The organism is Enterococcus sp. 7E2_DIV0204 (assembly GCF_002140855.1).
GTDB lineage: Bacteria > Bacillota > Bacilli > Lactobacillales > Enterococcaceae > Enterococcus_L > Enterococcus_L lemimoniae.
Genome location: NZ_NGKY01000001.1, coordinates 1264017 through 1285041 on the forward strand (window position 1 = coordinate 1264017; position 21025 = coordinate 1285041).

15 protein-coding genes, 1 rRNA gene and 1 other annotated feature are annotated in these 21025 nt (G+C 36.3%); of the genes, 4 read left to right on the forward strand and 12 right to left on the reverse strand.

Going from position 1 to position 21025, the window contains the following annotated elements; translation table 11 throughout:
* Window positions 1–155: 155 nt before the first annotated feature.
* Window positions 156–1716, reverse strand: a 16S ribosomal RNA gene (locus tag A5819_RS05970).
* A 774-nt stretch (window positions 1717–2490) separates the two neighbouring features.
* Here A5819_RS05970 and A5819_RS05975 point away from each other — a divergent pair.
* Window positions 2491–3180, forward strand: coding sequence for a response regulator transcription factor (locus A5819_RS05975; RefSeq protein ID WP_086277585.1), 690 nt, complete (start codon window positions 2491–2493; stop codon window positions 3178–3180).
* Window positions 3170–4321 (forward strand): cell wall metabolism sensor histidine kinase WalK, encoded by a 1152-nt coding sequence (locus A5819_RS05980; protein WP_086277587.1) that lies wholly within the window; start codon window positions 3170–3172, stop codon window positions 4319–4321. Before A5819_RS05975 ends, A5819_RS05980 begins: the two co-directional genes overlap by 11 nt.
* Before the next feature lie 59 nt (window positions 4322–4380).
* On the opposite strand, the gene A5819_RS05985 is transcribed toward A5819_RS05980, so the two are convergent.
* The 6 genes from A5819_RS05985 to A5819_RS06010 form a co-directional block, all read right to left on the reverse strand.
* The gene (locus A5819_RS05985; protein WP_086277590.1) at window positions 4381–6657 is read right to left on the reverse strand and encodes an ABC transporter permease; all 2277 of its coding nucleotides are present in this window, start codon (window positions 6655–6657) and stop codon (window positions 4381–4383) included.
* A complete protein-coding gene (locus A5819_RS05990; protein WP_086277591.1) occupies window positions 6657–7352 on the reverse strand; it encodes an ABC transporter ATP-binding protein in 696 nt (231 codons plus the stop codon). The genes A5819_RS05985 and A5819_RS05990 overlap by 1 nt, the downstream gene beginning before the upstream one ends.
* Before the next feature lie 129 nt (window positions 7353–7481).
* The gene (locus A5819_RS05995) at window positions 7482–8258 is read right to left on the reverse strand and encodes an AAA family ATPase (protein ID WP_086277593.1); all 777 of its coding nucleotides are present in this window, start codon (window positions 8256–8258) and stop codon (window positions 7482–7484) included.
* Complete coding sequence (locus A5819_RS06000) at window positions 8251–9198, reverse strand: AvrD family protein (protein WP_086277595.1); 948 nt, start codon at window positions 9196–9198, stop codon at window positions 8251–8253. Before A5819_RS06000 ends, A5819_RS05995 begins: the two co-directional genes overlap by 8 nt.
* Window positions 9199–9293: 95 nt before the next feature.
* On the reverse strand, window positions 9294–9899 hold the full coding sequence (locus A5819_RS06005; RefSeq protein ID WP_086277597.1) for a response regulator: 606 nt from the start codon (window positions 9897–9899) through the stop codon (window positions 9294–9296).
* Window positions 9896–11593, reverse strand: a complete 1698-nt coding sequence (locus tag A5819_RS06010; RefSeq protein ID WP_086277598.1) for a hypothetical protein — start codon at window positions 11591–11593, stop codon at window positions 9896–9898. The genes A5819_RS06005 and A5819_RS06010 overlap by 4 nt, the downstream gene beginning before the upstream one ends.
* 268 nt (window positions 11594–11861) lie before the next feature.
* Window positions 11862–12073: a binding site (T-box leader), on the forward strand.
* Window positions 12074–12275: 202 nt separating this feature from the next.
* On the opposite strand from A5819_RS06010, the gene serS reads away from it, so the two are divergent.
* Together serS and A5819_RS06020 are read left to right on the forward strand one after the other, a co-directional pair.
* A complete protein-coding gene (serS, locus tag A5819_RS06015) occupies window positions 12276–13547 on the forward strand; it encodes a serine--tRNA ligase (protein WP_086277600.1) in 1272 nt (423 codons plus the stop codon).
* Window positions 13548–13689: 142 nt separating this feature from the next.
* Window positions 13690–15183, forward strand: coding sequence for a polysaccharide deacetylase family protein (locus A5819_RS06020; RefSeq protein WP_086277601.1), 1494 nt, complete (start codon window positions 13690–13692; stop codon window positions 15181–15183).
* Between the two features lie 42 nt (window positions 15184–15225).
* Here the strand turns inward: A5819_RS06020 and guaB are convergent, their stop codons facing one another.
* From guaB to A5819_RS06045, 5 genes are all read right to left on the reverse strand, one after another.
* Entirely contained in the window at window positions 15226–16710 is a 1485-nt protein-coding gene (guaB, locus tag A5819_RS06025) for an IMP dehydrogenase (RefSeq protein WP_086277603.1), read from the reverse strand.
* A gap of 158 nt (window positions 16711–16868) precedes the next feature.
* Window positions 16869–18545 (reverse strand): 6-pyruvoyl-tetrahydropterin synthase-related protein, encoded by a 1677-nt coding sequence (locus tag A5819_RS06030; RefSeq protein WP_086277607.1) that lies wholly within the window; start codon window positions 18543–18545, stop codon window positions 16869–16871.
* A 177-nt stretch (window positions 18546–18722) separates the two neighbouring features.
* Window positions 18723–19406 carry a DUF1129 domain-containing protein gene (locus A5819_RS06035; protein WP_086277608.1) on the reverse strand — a complete coding sequence of 228 codons (684 nt, stop codon included), beginning with the start codon at window positions 19404–19406 and terminating at the stop codon, window positions 18723–18725.
* 54 nt (window positions 19407–19460) lie between these two features.
* A complete protein-coding gene (ychF, locus tag A5819_RS06040) occupies window positions 19461–20561 on the reverse strand; it encodes a redox-regulated ATPase YchF (protein WP_069640167.1) in 1101 nt (366 codons plus the stop codon).
* 3 nt (window positions 20562–20564) lie between these two features.
* Entirely contained in the window at window positions 20565–20762 is a 198-nt protein-coding gene (locus tag A5819_RS06045; RefSeq protein ID WP_025870734.1) for a DUF951 domain-containing protein, read from the reverse strand.
* Window positions 20763–21025 lie beyond the last annotated feature (263 nt).

The following is a 21025-nucleotide window of genomic DNA, read 5'->3' on the forward strand; positions in this document are numbered from 1 at the left end:
TTTTTACTTCAATATCCAGTTTTCAATGAACAATTCGTTTGAGAGAATCATATAATAAGAAAGAAAATCCAATGATTAACTTCTTCTATAAGAGTAAACCTCTCAAAACTGAACAAAGTAGCGACGAATGTGTAAGTTTCCGTAATATTCCTTAGAAAGGAGGTGATCCAGCCGCACCTTCCGATACGGCTACCTTGTTACGACTTCACCCCAATCATCTATCCCACCTTAGGCGGCTGGCTCCACAAGGGTTACCTCACCGACTTCGGGTGTTACAAACTTTCGTGGTGTGACGGGCGGTGTGTACAAGGCCCGGGAACGTATTCACCGCGGCGTGCTGATCCGCGATTACTAGCGATTCCGGCTTCATGTAGGCGAGTTGCAGCCTACAATCCGAACTGAGAGAAGCTTTAAGAGATTTGCATGACCTCGCGGCCTAGCGACTCGTTGTACTTCCCATTGTAGCACGTGTGTAGCCCAGGTCATAAGGGGCATGATGATTTGACGTCATCCCCACCTTCCTCCGGTTTGTCACCGGCAGTCTCGCTAGAGTGCCCAACTGAATGATGGCAACTAACAATAAGGGTTGCGCTCGTTGCGGGACTTAACCCAACATCTCACGACACGAGCTGACGACAACCATGCACCACCTGTCACTTTGTCCCCGAAGGGAAGACTTGATCTCTCAAGCGGTCAAAGGATGTCAAGACCTGGTAAGGTTCTTCGCGTTGCTTCGAATTAAACCACATGCTCCACCGCTTGTGCGGGCCCCCGTCAATTCCTTTGAGTTTCAACCTTGCGGTCGTACTCCCCAGGCGGAGTGCTTAATGCGTTAGCTGCAGCACTGAAGGGCGGAAACCCTCCAACACTTAGCACTCATCGTTTACGGCGTGGACTACCAGGGTATCTAATCCTGTTTGCTCCCCACGCTTTCGAGCCTCAGCGTCAGTTACAGACCAGAGAGTCGCCTTCGCCACTGGTGTTCCTCCATATATCTACGCATTTCACCGCTACACATGGAATTCCACTCTCCTCTTCTGCACTCAAGTCTCCCAGTTTCCAATGACCCTCCCCGGTTGAGCCGGGGGCTTTCACATCAGACTTAAGAAACCGCCTGCGCTCGCTTTACGCCCAATAAATCCGGACAACGCTTGCCACCTACGTATTACCGCGGCTGCTGGCACGTAGTTAGCCGTGGCTTTCTGGTTAGATACCGTCAAGGTAAGAGCAGTTACTCTCCTACTTGTTCTTCTCTAACAACAGAGTTTTACGATCCGAAAACCTTCTTCACTCACGCGGCGTTGCTCGGTCAGACTTTCGTCCATTGCCGAAGATTCCCTACTGCTGCCTCCCGTAGGAGTCTGGGCCGTGTCTCAGTCCCAGTGTGGCCGATCACCCTCTCAGGTCGGCTATGCATCATGGCCTTGGTGAGCCGTTACCTCACCAACTAGCTAATGCACCGCGGGTCCATCCATCAGTGACACCCGAAAGCGTCTTTCAAATCAACACCATGCGGTGTCGACTGTTATGCGGTATTAGCACCTGTTTCCAAGTGTTATTCCCCTCTGATGGGTAGGTTACCCACGTGTTACTCACCCGTCCGCCACTCCTCTTTTCAAATGAGTGCAAGCACTCGGTAGAAAAGAAGCGTTCGACTTGCATGTATTAGGCACGCCGCCAGCGTTCGTCCTGAGCCAGGATCAAACTCTCATAATAAAAGTTGAACACGATCTTGCGATCGATAAGCTCATTTGGTTGCTAGCATATTGCTTGCTTGTTAAAAATTGTTGTTTGTTTTTACCGTTGTAAAAACAACCTACACATTTGGTTCGTCTTACTTTGTTCAGTTTTCAAAGGTCTACTGTGTTACCTCGCAGCAACTTTTATATCATATCAAATCTTCGATTCGATGTCAACACTTTTTTAAAAAAGTTTCAAAGTTTTTTTCTGCTTGATGTTATCAACTGTTTCGTGACAACTTCATTAGTTTATCAGGTTACTTGTTATTTGTCAACAACTTTCTCGCTGATTTTTCAAGTTTTTTTCAAACTCGAATTGTTATTCTATTTTCGTTCAGCTGTCTTTGTTTCTTGCGACAACTTCACTAGTTTATCAGGTCCGCAGCTGCTTGTCAACAACTATTTTACTGATTGCAAAAGTTTTTTTCAAACTTAAGCTGTTATATTATCTTCATCGTTTGACATGTTTCCTCGGTGCCTTGCGACAAGATATAATATACCAAGATTCTAGGCGTAGGTCAACTAAAACTTGCACTTTTTTGAAAGTTTTTTTCGTTACCGATTGTTTTATTACTTTTGTTCTTTAATGTTCGTTTTTTAGAAAAAAAACGGCTCTTTTCGCCTTGTTTCTTAATTTTTGGTAACATATTCTAAATTTACCGTAACTTCTCTTTGTTTTTGTCAATTTTTCTATTTTTTTGTTAGAATGAAGAAGAAGAATTCTACTATATATATGGAGGAAATGAATGATATGAAAATTTTAGTTGCTGATGATGATAAAGAGATTGTAGAACTACTGAGTATTTATATTCACAACGAAGGCTATGAAGTGGTTAAGGCTTATGATGGAAAAGAAGCCTTATCGAAAATTCGGACTATTTCAGATATTGATTTACTTATACTAGATATCATGATGCCAATCATGGACGGTATGCAAGTTGTGAAAGAGTTGCGAAAAGAATCTCAAATTCCAATTATTATGTTGACTGCTAAAACGACAGACATGGATAAAATCAAGGGCTTGGTAGCTGGTGCAGATGACTATGTTACAAAGCCATTCAATCCATTGGAAGTTATGGCTCGAGTTAAATCTATTTTAAGACGTAGCCAAATGCAACAAAAAGCTGACGAACCAGATGTACTTGAAATCGGCTCACTAATCATCAATAAAGACTCTCATGAAGTAAAAACAGTTGATGGAAAGGAAATCCAGCTAACTGCACTAGAATTTGGGATCTTGTATCTATTAGCTAGCCATCCTAATCGTGTTTTCAGTGCCGATGAAATTTTTGAGCGTGTCTGGCAGCAAGAAAGCATTGTTTCTGCAAAAACAGTTATGGTTCACGTTAGCCACTTAAGAGATAAAATAGAAGAAGCGACTGGCGGAGAAAAAGTCATTCAAACAGTTTGGGGAGTTGGATATAAGATCGATGCTCGTTAGACAAAAGAAGATCGAAAAGCAAAAGAGAATCACATTAACATCTAAAGAAATAAGTGAATTATTAGCTGAGGGGATTGTTACAATTATCCTGTTGCTTCTATTAAATGTTTCAATTACAGTTCTGCTTAGTGGTAGTCAGACACTACAAGGAATCATCTGGGCAACGAAAGGTGCTTTTGCTCAAGAACTAAATACAGACTTATTTTGGAGTTTGAGTAAATTTGTGATTCCTATTTTCTTTATTGTTGATGTCAGCGTGTTGTACTGGCGATTAATCCGTCGTTATCGTCAAATGCAGTTACGTCATATTATTAGTGAGTTACATTATATTGCAGATGGCAATTACGATCATCGTATCCCTTTCGAGTTGAGTGGTGATTTAGCGAAAGTCGTTACTAGTATTAATGGTTTAGTTGATAGTACCGTTGCGGCTATCGAAGATGAGCGAAAAATCGAGAAATCAAAAGATGAGTTGATCACGAATGTCAGTCATGACATCAGAACACCTTTAACTTCTATTATAGGTTATTTAGGTTTGATTGAAGATCGGCAATTTCATAATCAAGAGGATTTACTGAAATACACACATACAGCTTATGTAAAAGCAAAACAGATGAAGCTACTTGTTGACGATCTCTTCGAATATACAAAAGTTCGCCAACCTTCTGTCCCAATCAATTCAATCAATTTTGATATGGCTCAATTGATTGAACAACTTGCAGCTGATTTCGAGCTTGAAGCAGACAAGAATGGCATGATTATTCAAGTCAATGCTAATCCAGCTTCAATCAAAATGGATGGAGATACTGAAAAGTTAGTGCGTGTCTTTAATAATCTCCTATCAAATGCGCTTAAATATGGAAAAGGCGGTAAAAATATCGTCATTGATGTAGAAAAAGTTGGAACTGAAGCTGTAATTGCTGTTAGAAACGATGGCCCACCTATCCCTAAAAAATCTTTGGATCAATTATTTGATCGTTTTTATCGTGTAGAAGAATCACGTTCGCAAGAAACAGGCGGAACAGGTCTTGGTTTAGCTATTGCACAAAGCATTATTGCATTACATGGAGGATATATCTATGCAACATCTGATAATCGTTGGACCTCATTTATTATTCATTTGCCTTTGAAGAGAAATTAGTTAACAAGAATAAGAGTTAGGAATTACACTGAATGTGTATTGTTCCTAACTCTTATTCTTTAGTCTACACCCTTTAATGATTCCACCATATCAAGTTTTTGTATTCTTCTTCCAACAAAGAAAGTTGTTGTTAATGAACAACCCCATACGACAAGTGAAGCGAATGTCAAATTAAGTATGCCTATATAGGAAGTATACTCTAAGTGTATCGTTGAAAAAGTTTTGACATACTGGTCTAAAAACCATAATCCTAATGGGATTCCAATAAGCCAGCCGATTGCTGTTGTAAATAGGTTCTCGATCATTGTAATTCTTCTTAGCTCTTTCTTATGAAAGCCAAGTACTCTTAACGTCGCATAATCTCTTGTTCTTTCAACAAAATTCAGTGTTCCTAAATTATATAAAACCACTACAACCAACCATATAGCAAACGCCACGATCATCATGAAAATACTACTTAAGCTTTCAACGAATTCATATGCGTTTCCTTTTTGATCCACTATGTTAATCACTGATTCTACATTCGAATTATTTTTTAGTTCTGATACTGCTAGATTTGCTCCTACTAATAAAGTATGTGGCGCAAATTTCCCACCCGCTTTCTCCCAAGTTTCTTGCATAATATAAGCACCTTGGTTCGTTTCGCTAGTAATAATCCCTTTGACTTCAAACTCATAATCATTCGTATCCAAGGAAGATCGTACCTTAACTTTATTTCCTACTTTTAAGTTAGCTCTTTCTGCAAACCCATTAGTCAAATAGATTCCGTCATTCGATACAGGTTTATTATCTTTTGTTCTCATATTTACAAATGAGCCTTTACTTATAATGATCAGCAAACGATTGTATCCGTCATCTGGCGTATATCTAGCTGGCAAAATTTGTACGCTTTGTCCGTCAAATTCATCGTTCAACGCGTCAAAGTTTGTCGTTTCTAGTCTTTTATCATAAGTGAAATCTTGATTATATGCTTTATCTACTAAATGATTGATTGATTCCGGCATACCAAAGCCAGCTGTAAGCAACATCATTCCACCAGCTACACCAATAATTCCCATTAACATCCTGACTCTATTAATAGCGGCATCTCTAAAAGCCCATCTATTTTCAAAACTTAATGCATTCCATAAGAAGGGCATTCTTTCAAGAATAATAGAATGAACATTTTTTGTATTTCCTCCGCGAAGAAATAATACCGGCAACCCTATTCTTGCTTCTCTGGAAGCTAAGAAAGCTGATAAAACACAGGTGAAGACAACAATCGAAATAACAATAAACGAAGTATAGTTATACGAAATCGTCCATTCAGGAATTGAAAACATGTCTTTTTGCGTATTCAAAACAAACCAAGACAATAATGGAGATACTACTGCTCCAAGAACAGCTCCGCCTCCTCCGATTAAAAAACCATAGCTAGCATAATGAACACCTATACTCAGATTGGAAAATCCCAATGCCTTCAATACAGCAATTTCCTTTATTTGAGATTCAATTAGCCTTCTAATAGTTGTATACATGGCCAAAATTGCAAGTAAGATAAAGATAAATGAGAACATATACGATAAATTACGAATTTGTCCAACTCGATCTAAAGCGTTTGCTACCTCATTTAATGTTTCCCTATTATAATAAGCAATCTGTTTTACTCCTAAGATACTTTCAATATTTTTACGAATGTCATTCTTAGAGTTTCTCATTTCAATTACATTAGAGGGACCTCGGTGCTGAAAGTTCTGCTGTAAGGTTCTCTTTGAAATAATTCCATAGCCATAGTCCGAATAATTAGGGGCAATAAATTCTTGTGTACCAGTATAGTAAATTTTTTCTGGAGATTGAATAAACCCCTTTACGTTTAATTTGACTTGATGTTCCCTGTATTTTAATTGAATAGCATCTCCCACTGCGATACTATTTTCAGTAGCATATTCCTTATTTAGCCAAATTCCTTCTTCCTCTTTCGTAGGTAATTCATGTCCCTTTGTTAGAAAAGGTGTTGATAAATTATCGCTAGAGTATGTATCCACTGATAAATATTTTTCTCGAGTATCATCTCTTATATCGGTTACTTTTATCTGTGTTTTTTCAACGACATTTTCTACTCCAGAGAGTTCACTAATTTTTTCAATATCTTCATTTGTAAAACCAGTACTATATACCCAAGAATCTGCTAAATTAGATGTTGTGGTAAAATTATCCAAGCTTTTCTCTAAGCCACCCCATGCTCCTTGCAATCCAACAAATACTAAAACACTTAAAAATGACATTAAAAATACTGAGAAAAACTGAGTCCAATTTTTAAAAATATCACGTCTTAATTTTAGATTTAGAAAACTCACTATAATTGAACCTCCTGTACATCGATTGGATGAGGATTCTCTTCAATAGATGCAACATTGCCATCATGCAGACGAATTACTTTGTGAGCGATGCTAGCAAATTCTACATTATGCGTTACCATAACAACCGCTGTGTTGGAATCATTAGCCGCTTCTCTTAAAATTTCCATGATTTTTATTCCTGTGCCTGAATCTAGAGCTCCTGTAGGTTCATCACAAAGCAATAATTCTGGCGACTTTGCTAAAGCTCTAGCAATTGACACACGCTGCATTTCACCTCCAGACATTTGTGTTGGAAAATTATTTTTTCTATGCTCTAACCCTACTCTTTTCAAATAATTTTCTGCATTGTCTTGATTTCCGGTTAATTGTGCTGCAATAGCAATATTTTCATACGCAGTTAAACTAGGTATAAGATTATAGAATTGAAAAACGAACCCCACAACATCTCTACGATAAACTGACAATTCAAAGTCATTTAACTTCGTTATATCTCGTCCATCAAAACAAAATTTTCCTTTTGAAGCACGATCCATTCCTCCTAATAAATTAAGCATCGTACTTTTCCCTGATCCAGAAGGTCCTAAAATGACAGTAAACTTGCCCTTTTCAATTGTAAAACTTACATCATCCAGCGCTTTTACATTTTGTTCGCCTACCTCATACTCTTTACTAATATTTTTAAATTCTAACATTATATCCTCCTAATTTTTAAAGTTGAATGAGCCGTTTTGCATTGACGAAAAATAGGAAAACATGATTGTGACATTCTTTCGCACATTCAGGTTTTATCTTTCTTCTGAGATGCAAGCCCATAAAGCTAACTAATATTTTGTCATGATTAAAAATTTCTCTTTTAAACCAGGTTCTGAATATTGTTCAATAATCCTTTGAGCAACAGCTTCTCGATTTTTTTGAATCCTTGTTTGTGCCAGCTTCACTGCTTCTTCAACAGGAACTACTAGGGGAAGATGATACAACTCAACAATTTTCTTGACACGTTCGATTTGATTACCTGTTACAAGATTAGGCTCTAATCCAATACTGATGAATGCATTTTTTAATTCTTGATCTGATAACACTCGATATTTTTCTGAAACTGGACGATGTCCATCTGAATCCATTTCAAACTCAATTGGTAAGTGAACTGCATCTGTATACCACTGTTTTGCGTGTTGATTGGCGACTTGTCCATAAGCATCCAAATATTTTTTGAAAAAACCACGAGCTGGTAACCCTAATACGGCTTTTGCCATTCTGTGAGAAAATGATGATCCAGGGTTTATACCAACCTTCATCCTTACTGTTCCATATATCCATTCGTTCATTACAGATCCATCTGAAATAAAGCTTCCCGAATTCTGATAAAGTGCCATTTCTTCTCTAATTCTTTCTTCCATTCGTTTGAGTCCAAGTGCTAATAGTTCCGTCGCATTCATATCTTGAAAACGATGGCCGGGATACAAATCAGTTAAAATTTCTCTTGCTGATAAAGCATTAATCAGAGGAATTCCCGTCGCTATAGATAATGCTGTTGTAGTAGTGGTCTTTCCTGTAGAATACGTTCCTGAAATTACTAACCTAATTTCCTTCTTACCCACGTTCTTCACTCCCACTACTTACTTTTTCAGGAACCTTATGAGCTAATTTCCCTGAAAATCTAACCTTACTATCAGCTGTTTCACCAGCCATATTGAATGTTCTCCAGCTCTCGTTATTCATTGAAATAACCTGAGTTCTGTTTATTCCACCAGAAACAAGCACTTTTTCTGGATTATATTGATATGGCTCGTCCATTTCTGCCTTAGCCGATCGCATCCAGAAAGTATCGCTATATTTCCTTTCAATATCGTCAAAGTTATATGCAACAACTTGGCTCATCTGAGAAAAAATAATCAACCATTCAATCAAAGACATCGCTTGGGCAACCTTACTCCCTATTCCAGAATAGATAACCTCACTTTGCATTGATCGAGTTACTTCACACATCATTTCTTTTCCATTAAAAATTTCAATATTTTGGATATCATGACGTAAGTGTTTTAAATGGTTACTCATGTAATGTGCTACTTGTTCTTTGCTATTTTTATTTTGTATAGTTGTACTGTTACACTTCTTCAACTGAAGTGTAATTCTCATTCCTAAAATGAAAACAGTAAATTTCTGTTTATCTTTTTGAATGATTCTTTTTTCCAAGATCATCGGTATTCTCCTTAAATCTTCCACAGGTACAACTCCTGCCTTGATTTCAAAAGAAGCTAAATATAAAGTGTCTAGACAGATATCCGAGTTATATCTACATAAATAACCCTCTGCAACTAAAACTGCCAATATCAAGCCATCAACTGTACTTAAATGCGGTTTCAAACTTTCCCCATTTTTTTCTGACCAACCACATGATTGATTGATCTTCGCAACAAATACAATTTCTGAACTAAATGCGTTTTCCTCTACTCCATCTAGTAAACTGTATTCTGTATTTTTGTGCCCCAAACCAAAATATCTAGTTTCAAACTTACCAAGTATTTCGTCAACAACCATTTTTTTCCCTCATTTCAATTTGATATACTTAGCATAAAAGGAAACCCGCAAGAAAACATCCGTATCTTCCGAATGTTTTTTTGCGGGTTTCCTCATTAATTGATTAAATTCAATTTAATTGCTTCTCTAACTGCACCAATTCGACTGTTTACTCCAAGTTTTCTACATATATTAGTTACATGAGACTCAACTGTTCTTCGACTTACATAAAGTTCTTTTGAAATCTTTTCATTTGTATATTCATTGACAATCAGGTTGATAATTTTTATTTCTATTTCACTTAAAATCGGATTTTCTTCTATTGAAACTAGAAAATCTGGGATTACATGATTTCCTTTATAGACATTGATTACTGTACTAATAAGTTCTTCATAGCTTGTCTCTTTACGAAGAAATGCTTTTACACCTAATTCTAATGCTCTTTTGTGAAGCATTTCTTCATAAAAACCTGAAATCAAAATGACTTTCACATCACTATTAGCCATACCTTTTATTTTCTTTACCAAATCAAATCCATGAACACCATCTAACATCAGATCCATCACTACAACATCTATATTCTTGTACTTAATACAAATCAAAAATTCTTCTACTGTTGTGTAGGCTCCAATGATATCAAATTCTGGAACTGTTTCTAATTTATTACGCAGCCCTTCTAGTACAAGTCGATGGTCATCAATTAGTGCCATTCTGATATTCATATCATTTCTCCTTTTAAATGATCGTAAGGAAGGGTCATCGTAATAATCGTTTGATCATTTGTTTCAATCAATAGTTCCCCACCAAGCAAAATCAATTTTTCTTTAATTACTTCCAATCCAAAATGTGCGTGAGTATCATCTTTCTTTTGAATATATTTCCCATTATCCAATACTTTAAATTCACAAAGCTCATCCTTACACGTGATAATCAATTCGATTTCATCTGCTTTTCCATGCAAAATACTGTTGTTCATAAACTCTTTCAAGGAACGCAAAATAAAATTATTCACTTTCACTGGGTAGTGCTCTACTTTTGTATCTATACTATGCGTTATTCCCACAGAATATTTCTTCATTGTCTGTTCAATCATAGAAACAATCGTATTGGTCAACCCCATTTCTTTAATCATCAATGGATAGATATCTGAACATAGCTCTCTCAAGTTAAATATTACTTCGTCTAATTCCTGAATAATAACTTCTTTCGCGATACTACTCTCTTTTTCTTCAGCAATCTTCATTAAATAGATGACATCTTGAATAACCGTGTCATGAATATAAGTAGAGATACTTTCTCTCTCATCTTCAACAGCGACAAATAATGAAACTGGATCACTATACTCTTTATTTCGTTTCACAGTTAAAATCAGTTCGCCAATCAACGGGAAAAAAGAGTAAATCAACAGAAAAACATAGCACAATAAGATGGCAAGAGGAACATATCTACCTAATAAGGAGACTAGAATTATCGTAAAAGATAAAATAAAAGCGAGAATAAAATATAACAGTGCTTGGTTCATCCGATACCTATATCTTAAAAAACGTGACAATATCAACAGATGAATTACACCAAAAATTGGAAATATTGTAAAAATAACCACTAAATAAAACGGTGCTACCCAGCCAGTAGGTAAAATATAAAATAAAAATAAGGGGACAAAACTCAATAGACTGATTAAGGATAAATTTACTTGTATTCCTTCTTCTCTCGTCTTACTAGAAAACCTTTTTTTTAAATCGCTGATTGATAGAGTAATCAGAATAAAACCCAGCAAGTAAAATACGCCAACGGATAAATATTCAGTTAAAATAATAGGTAATTGGACGCAATATACAAAGAACATCAGAGAAATATTCACTAATCCGACTAATCCAATAAATCGTACGATTTTACTATTGACTATATTTATTGATTTAGATTTATCTAAAAACGTATAGACATAAAAAGGAAAAGCTGAGATAAACAAAATAATAATGAGCCTCCCAAAGTAATTTCCCATACTAGAAGGAACAACTGATAACAACGTAAAAATAGCCAGCACATTAAATTGATAAAATCGTTTAGAGCTATTATTGGTTAATTGTTTTTTGGAAAGTCCTATCAGAAAAAGCAGATACACCAAACCAATAATGAAGAAAATACAGAATACTTTAAAATTTCGATTATTTTTAGAAAACAATATTGTATGTAACTCACCGTCTCTTGCAACAACCACACTTTTAGCTTGTTCTACAATCAGCCAATTATTCAATAGTCTATTCTCGTTTATTGATTGTTTATCGATGAATTTTAATTCATCATTTATCTTTACACCACTACTATTAGCTGCACCATCAGCCTGTAGTTTTGTTACAACCCACGTATTCCCTTCTTTTCTACCTCCAATGCCAAGATAGTTACCTTGAGATGTCACCAACCAAAAAAAAATAAGCGCTGACTGCTATAAAAACCATTAACAATAAAATACTCAGTTGAATCCATGTTTTCCTTCTTGATTTATTCAAGCTCTATCCTCCAAGTTATTAAGGGTTATTAATTCTTTTTTCACTAATTGATTACTATTTTATCATACCCTTTAAAGAATCGATATTAGATTCTAAGAAATAACAAAAAATGAACTTTCAATTATATTTACATTAATCACTTACCAAGGTTGACATCCCAACAAAAGTTTTGTATCCTAATGACAAGCAAAGAGAAAAAGTATTTATAGTAATGAATCAAAGAGAGTTTGCGGTGGTGAAAGCAAATATTCAACTATAAAGAAGTCCGTCTCTATTCTATGCGTTTGACGAAATAAGCCAAACCGGTGGCAGCCGTTATCTGCACTACAAGGGCAGCATCATGCTGAACTTGGGTGGTACCGCGAAATTCAAGTCATTTCGTCCCAAGATTTTTTTCTGGGGATGGAGTGGCTTTTTATTTTGCTACAAGATTACCTAGCCACGCTTTTATATGTTATCTAGCTTCGCAGAATAGTTTTTTGGAAAAAAGATAAAATATGATTGTGACAAAAAACGCCACATTCATATTTCCCTATTTTTCTGTCAAGGCTGAACGAGTCTGCTACGCTTTTAAAATAAGGAGGAGTAAGTATGTTAGATGTAAAAATGATCCGTCAAAATTTTGATGAAGTACAAACAAAATTGAAAACCCGTGGTGTCAAAGAAGAGGTATTAGTAGAATTTTTGCGCTTGGACGAAAGCCGTCGTAACTTATTAGTGAAATCAGAAGAACTGAAAAAATATCGTAATGATGTTTCGGCTGAGATCGCACAATTAAAACGAAATAAAGAAGATGCTACTGACAAAATCGCTGAAATGAAAGAAGTTGGCGGGAATATCAAAGCGATGGATACTGAAATTGAGGAAATTGATGACAAACTACAAGAGATTTCTACAACTTTACCCAACCTTCCTCATGATTCAGTACCTGTAGGCGCTGATGAAGAGGATAACGTTGAAGTTCGTCGTTGGAGCGAGCCAAGAAATTTCGCATTTGAACCAAAACCTCATTGGGACGTAGCCGAAAATTTAGACATTCTTGATTTCGAGCGTGGCGCAAAAGTATCTGGTAGTCGTTTTGTTTATTATAAAGGATTAGGTGCTAGACTTGAACGAGCATTATACAATTTTATGTTGGATATGCATGTTTACGATCATGGGTACACTGAAATGATGACGCCTTATATTGTAAATAGCAATTCTATGTTTGGAACTGGACAATTCCCTAAATTCAAGGAAGATGTTTTCCAATTAGAAGGCACTGATATGACGTTGATTCCAACTGCTGAAGTTCCTCTGACAAACTACTATAATAACGAGATCTTGGATGGTCAAGATTTACCGATCTACTTTACAGCTTTAAGCCCGTCTTTCCGTTCTGAAGCAGGCAGTGCTGGTCGCGATACACGAGGATTGATTCGTTTACATCAATTCAATAAAGTAGAAATGGTGAAATTCAGTGATGCAGAACATTCTTATGAAGAATTAGAAAAAATGACAGCAAATGCGGAAGATATTTTACAAAAGCTAAATCTTCCTTACCGTGTTATGTCATTAGCTACAGGAGATATGGGCTTCTCTGCTGCGAAAACCTATGACTTAGAAGTTTGGATTCCAGCACAAAATGCTTACCGCGAAATCAGCTCTTGCTCAAACTGCGAAGATTTCCAAGCTCGTCGTGCAATGATCCGCTACCGTGATGAAAATGACAAAGTTCAATATGCTCATACATTAAACGGTTCAGGTTTAGCAGTTGGCCGAACAGTTGCAGCTATTTTAGAAAATTATCAAAATGAAGATGGAACAGTGACGATTCCTGAAGTTTTAGTACCCTATATGGGCAATTTAAAACTGATTAAATAATTTTTTTAGATAAATAAAAAAAATTAAATAAATCAAAAGAATCATCTCCATAACAGTATAGCAGTTGAAAGTCCCAAAAAGGCATGATAACATTTAAAAGACCGTAAATAATCAAATATATAAAATTAGAGGGATAGACGTTATGGAGAGAAATAATCACCCACAAGGAACCAGAAACAGCCGCCGCAACAAAAAGAAACACGTTTTTTCAAAAAAATTAGCATTTGTATCAATTTTAACCGTTTCTTTTATTTTAATTGGTGGTGGTGTTTATGCTACGTACGCAATGCAGCATAAACCAAAAGAAGCCAATGAACTTGAAGACAATAGTTATTTTGAACAAAAAGATGCGGCACTGCTAGCAAAAATTCGAGAATCTCAAAAAAATGAGGCGCTTGAAAGTACTGAGCAAGAAAAAACGAACGGCAATATTCAAACACTGACCTATGAACCTACTGCATCTGACTCTATCCCTCAATTAGTAGCGATCAAAACTGAATTGACCGCTTTGATGACCGCGGCTGAAAAAGACAGCTCAAAAAAAACTGCCATCAAGCTTGTCGGTCACATAAAAATGCTTAAAATCACTGAACAAGTGATTGGTTATCAACCAGTTGTTGACACGTATACTTGGGATTATAATGATGAAGATTGGTCTGAGAAAACCGAAATGGGTAAAAATACAGCGTTTGTTAATCAACAGACCAAACAACCGCTGACACTACAGGATATTTTCATGGGTGAAGCCAATATGTTGGCTGTTCAACAAATCATTGAACAAAAACTACTCTCTGAAAGTCCAGATGGTAATGCTATTATCGATAGTATTCTCAACATGCCTAAGATTTCTTTAGAGGGAACTGCATTCACCTACCATGCTGATTCAATTAGCTTAGGCTTACCGGAAAATCCTACTGGTAAAAAAGAAATCACATTGCCTTACAAAGATATTGCTGGTTATGTAAATCCTGAATTTGTTGACCCAACTGCTATCAAAGATGCTTTACCCGAACCACTAGACCCAAATAAAAAATACATTTCATTAACGTTTGATGATGGTCCAAACCCGGAAACAACACCTAGACTTCTAGATATTCTAAAAGAAAAAGACGTCAAGGCAACTTTCTTTATGTTAGGACAAAACGTCGTCAAACATGAAGCCCTTGTAAAACGAGTGGCCGATGAAGGTCACGAAGTAGCTAGTCACTCATACTCACATCCTCAATTAACTGGTGTTGATGCACAAAGAGTGACAGATGAAGTCCAAAAAACGGATAAAGCCATTTATCATGCTATTGGCAAACTACCTACTGATTTTAGACCACCTTATGGGGCTATCAACAAAGATGTAGCGAAAATCATTGGGAAGCCGATCATTCAATGGTCTGTAGATTCACAAGACTGGCAAAGTCACAATGCTCAAGCTATCATTAAACGGATTGATGATACTGCTTATAACGATACAATCGTTTTAATGCATGATATTCATCCTGAAACAGTAGATGCAGTATCTACTGTGATTGACCATCTACGTGGAGCAGGTTATGAAATTTTACCTTCTAAAGCATTATTAGGGAACAAAGCAAAACCTTTGCATATGTATTATGGTTCTAAAGATGAACGTCCTGTGCAATAAAGAAAAAAACTCTTATGTCCTATCGACATAAGAGTTTTTTGTTTATTGTTCTACAGAGTAATTAGGTGCTTCTTTTGTAATTTGTACATCATGAGGATGAGATTCTTTCAACCCATTCCCGCTCATTTGAATAAATTGTGCTTCTTCGCGTAATTGCTTCAAGTTTGCAGCACCAACATAGCCCATACCTGATTTTAAACCACCGATCATTTGGAACACGATATCTGAGACACTACCTTTATAAGCAACGCGACCTTCAATACCTTCTGGCACTAATTTATTTGCTTCATTGACACCACCTTGGAAATAACGATCACTTGACCCTTTTTCCATTGCGCCTAATGAACCCATTCCGCGATATGTTTTAAAGCGACGTCCTTGATAAATTTCAAATTCACCAGGTGATTCATCCGTACCAGCTAACATACTACCTAACATAACAGCATGTCCACCAGCAGCCAAGGCTTTCACGATATCTCCAGAATATTTAATCCCACCATCAGCAATAATTGATTTTCCATACTTACGAGCAACAGATGCTGCATCATAAATAGCTGTTAATTGAGGCACACCCACACCTGCTACAACACGAGTCGTACAAATAGAACCAGGACCGATCCCAACTTTAACAACATCGACACCGACATCATAAAGAGCTTTAGCTCCCTCGGCCGTTGCGATATTTCCAGCAATCAACGTAGCTTCTGGGAACGTATCACGGATTTCTTTGATTTTCCGAATTACCCCTGCACTATGACCATGGGCCGTATCAATAATGATTGCGTCTACTCCTGCTTCCAACAAAGCTTCCGCGCGTTCAAACGTATCACTAGTTACACCAACAGCTGCAGCTGCTAATAAACGACCATGTTCATCTTTCGCTGCATTTGGGAATTCAATTACTTTTTCAATATCCTTGATCGTAATCAATCCACTTAAACGATTATTTTCATCAACAATTGGTAATTTTTCAATTTTATGTTTTTGTAAAATCTTTTCAGCATCTTTTAGAGAAGTACCAACTGGGGCTGTTACTAAGTTGTCTTTTGTCATCACTTCATCGATCTTCATTTGATAATCCGTTACAAAACGCATATCACGGTTTGTAATAATCCCTACTAATTTACGGTTTTCCATTGTTTCTACAATTGGTACGCCGCTAATACGATACTTACTCATTAGGTTTTCAGCATCTGCCACTAAATTTGTTGGCGTTAAGAAAAATGGATCGATGATTACGCCACTTTCAGAACGTTTTACTTTACGAACCTCGTCTGCTTGTTGAGCAATGCTCATATTCTTATGAATAACTCCCAAACCACCTTGACGAGCCATTGAAATCGCCATTTTACTATCTGTTACAGTATCCATACTTGCACTGATTAGAGGAATATTCAACTTAATATTTTTTGCTAGTTGGATGCTCATATCCACTTCATTAGGTAGCACATGACTTTCTGCCGGAATTAATAAAACATCATCAAATGTAAGACCCTTTTTCGCAAATTTTGTTTCCCAGTTAGACATTTTCTAGACCACTCCTCTATTTAATTTTATATAAGAAAATAACAGATAATATAAGGTAAGTCAACCGCATTTCTTTGTTTAGAGCGATTTTCTTTTGGTTTCTTGAAACATGAGTTTTTTCTCATCTATTTGTTATCAAAATGAAAGTATAACTATTGTTATTTCTTTAATTTTAACCTAACAAGTACTCTCGTACCACCTTGCCACATAATCCCTACCAAGAGCGTCGAAATAGAAATACCTAAGGAAATTTTTTGAGCCCAAGTTGGCTGATATGAAACTACGACACTTCCTTTGTCGGCTAGCGAAACATCAACTAAGCCAGTTTGTTTATTTAATACAGTTGGAACTATTTTTTCTTTTCCATTACTGACTATTTTAGCCTGATAACCATAATAATAGATAAATGGAACTGTCACGGTCGCTTCTTTTGTGTTTTTAGTTTGATAATCAAATGCTACAGAATCAAATGTCATTTCAACTTTTTTTATTTCTACTTCCTCATTATCATACGTAAGCTGACGATTTTTAATTTTTTTGATGATTTCATAATCTACTTCTGTTGGTAAATATTCATGACCGGCACCAATATAGTAACTATTCGTTTGATCATATGACTGATGAGATAATAGCCGCTTTCCTTCAGTATCAATGCTTTCTTTTTCATATAATCCCACGCCAAGCAAAATAACCGTGGCTAAAACAAGTTGGCTGCTAGGGTATCTTTTAAACAGCCCTAAATCATCATTCGCAATAAGAAAGGCTACTAACAATGTTGCGATCGACAAAAAACGCCAAGGAAACTGGATTGTATTTAAAGGCGTCTGATCAAATAACTGCCAAGGGAAGAGATTCGTTGTCATAAACATAAAGAATAGGGCTAAAATAATCAATGTCCGGTTTGGTGCATCTCGTTTGAATAACATGCCAGTATAAAGCACCAAACCAAGTAGCAAAATAACACCTATATTAGCGGAGGATGCATGAAAAACTTTATTTTTAAAACTATTAGCCAACAGTTCACCCAAAAAATAGCTTCGCTCTGAAATCAGTGTCAACGGCTTTGAGGTGACTTGAAATGTAACATGTCTCATCTGTTCAAAAACCGGTACTAAATAAAAAGCTAATAACAATATCGTTACGCCTGCGGCTTTTACTATCGCCACAATTACCTCTTTTTTTAGAAATTTTTTCAAATTAAGAAGAATATATAATCCAATAAAAATACTGGCGATCTCCAATGAAATAAAATGAGCTAAGCCGATCCCTGTCATCCCAATAGTTAATAATAGCCATCTTCCTGTTTTCCCATTTTTCAATAAATATAAACTAGCTAAAATCAACGGAAAAAAACTCATCGCAAGTAGTTCCCCTAGTGCTTGTCGATTAAAAAAATCCTGTAAACGGTAAATCGATAACGTATATAATAATGAAAACAACCAGCTTTTCATCTTAGATAATGCCATATATCTTCCTGAAATATACGTCACAATAAAGGTACCTAAATTTATCCCAATAGCAAAAATGATAAAACTATTCGCTAGAGACAGACCTAGAAGACGTAATACTGCTGGAAAATACAAATAAAAATCTGGGTAAAACAAACTAGAGGCATACCCATATCCTCCAATAAAAAAATAGCTGATTTTAGGCAATAACACCCCATTTTTCATGGATAAAGCTAGACCTTCAATTCGATTTTGGTGGAAATGATAGTCATCACCGACCATAATATGACCATTCTGAAGATAAACAATATAGAGAGACAAAATGCTTAATATAAGAAAACTCAAAAAAATGACGATACGGCTATGTTGATTGAGCCAAGTTTTCATCGGTTCACCTCTTTCGATTGAAAATAAATTGAAAGTCTCATTCCTAGTCTCTATGGTATCGTGTAAAAGTTTTTCTTTCAAACACGAACCCCTTTCAAATCTCTTAGCTGGCAATCTAAAAAGAATCTTAAACAAAACGAAAAATAGTTTTGTTTAAGATTCTTTTTCATGTACTATTTAGCGTGCTAAACTGCTCCGCATATTGTATTTTTTCTTTAATAAGTAACGGGTACCTAAAGCAAGCCCACCAATAATGATAACAACAACTGGATCAAAGACAGGATTAATGATCGGTGGCAACATTGCGGAACCCGCAAAGACAACAAGCCATAAAAGCATTGCCCCAACTAAAATCAAACCAGTTTTGAACCAACCAGGACGTTTTGATTTATCCACACCTGGACGATCATATTGATAAACATATTTATACATCAGATAAAATACATACCCACCAGCCATTGAGGCTAACACCAATGTTAGTAATCCCAACGGTTGTGATTTACCTTTAGACCACATCATCATAACTGAGAACATGATCGTCATTACACCAAATAATAGTAATGTATTATCTAGCCACATCAACATAGGTGTTGATTCTGGTAATTCTTCTGGTTTATTTAAAATAGACTCCGTACGTTCAGCCACTGTTCCGAAAAGCTGACGCGCAGTTTTCCCACTTTTTTGACCTTCTACTAAGTGAGGTAGAATTTCATGTAAAGCAAGTGTCTGTGCTTCTTCTGAAAGATTAGCAGCAACTAATGATTTTTTTAAGTCAAAGATGTACTGTTCATTTCTCTTTGTTAATTTTTGTTCAAGTTCACGATTTTCTGAAACAATAGCTCGAAGTGCTTCTGATTCCATTTTTTGCGTCCTCCTCGCCCGTGGCCAACGGGACAGTTTTTAGCAATTTTTTTACTATACATTGAAGCGGAAAAGCATAACATCGCCATCTTGTACAATATATTCTTTTCCTTCTAAACGAACTTTACCTGCTTCTTTAGCTGCTTGCATATTACCATAGGTGTTCAAGTCATCAAACGAAACAGTCTCTGCACGAATAAATCCACGTTCAAAGTCCGTATGAATGATTCCAGCTGCTTGAGGTGCTTTGATTCCTTTACGGAAAGTCCATGCACGTACTTCTTGCTCACCTGCCGTAAAGTAAGTTGCCAATCCTAATAAATCATAGGCAGCACGAATCAGTTGATCTAAACCAGATTCTTCAATTCCTAGTGCTTCTAAGAAATCTGCTTTATCTTCATCATCTAATTCAGCAATTTCTTCTTCAGCACGCGCACAAACTACGATTACTTCCGCTTGTTCATTTGCTGCAAAAGTCCGCACTTGTTGAACATAAGGATTATTATCTGAATCTGCTACTTCATCTTCTGAAACATTGGCTACATAGAGAATTGGTTTTGCTGTCAATAAGAATAAGCTTTTAACGATTTTTTGCTCATCTTCCGTAAATTCGATCGTACGAGCAGAAAGACCTTCTTCTAAAACCGGTTTAAGCTTGTCCAATACAGCCAGCTCTGCTACTGCATCTTTATCTTTTGTCTTAGCAATCTTAGCCACACGTGTATAGCGTTTTGTAATAGAATCTAGGTCAGCTAACACTAACTCCAAATTAATGGTATCAATATCTGCTAACGGATCTACACGCCCTTCTACGTGGGTAATATTATCATCATCAAAGCAACGTACTACATGACAAATAGCGTCTACTTGACGAATATGGCTTAAAAATTGATTTCCTAAACCTTCACCTTTACTTGCGCCTTTTACGATTCCAGCGATATCCGTAAACTCAAAAGTTGTTGGTACTGTTTTTTTAGGTTTCACTAACTCTGTTAAACGCAGCAAGCGCTCATCTGGTACTTCAACCATACCCACATTCGGATCAATTGTTGCAAACGGGTAATTTGCTGCCTCTGCTCCTGCTTTTGTAATTGCGTTAAAAAGGGTAGATTTTCCTACGTTAGGTAAACCTACGATTCCAGCTGTTAATGCCATTGATCATTCACTATCCTTTATTAGTTTTTTTTCCAAAATTTTCTTCATCTTTTTTTCAAAATCACGGCGTGTCATCATAACGATATGACCGCAGTTCGTACATTTTATTTTAATGTCGGCGCCCATTCGGATAATTTCCCAACGATTTGCCTGACAAGCATGGGGCTTTTTCATTTCTACAATATCACCAAGATCATACATTTCAGACATATCCCTTCTAAAATAGTCATAAAAACACACATAAACATACAAGGATACAATACCATTTTTTGGACAATCAAGCAAAGCTATTTTATTGATTCACTTTATTTATGTATTTAATAATAAAACAAAAAGAACGAATGAAGCTATTTCTTAAAAAAATAAAAATAAACCTACTTAAATATGATTGTATTTCCCCTATAGATGTTAGATAATGATCACAATGTCAATGTAAGAATAAAGTTGAGCTATTAAAACATACG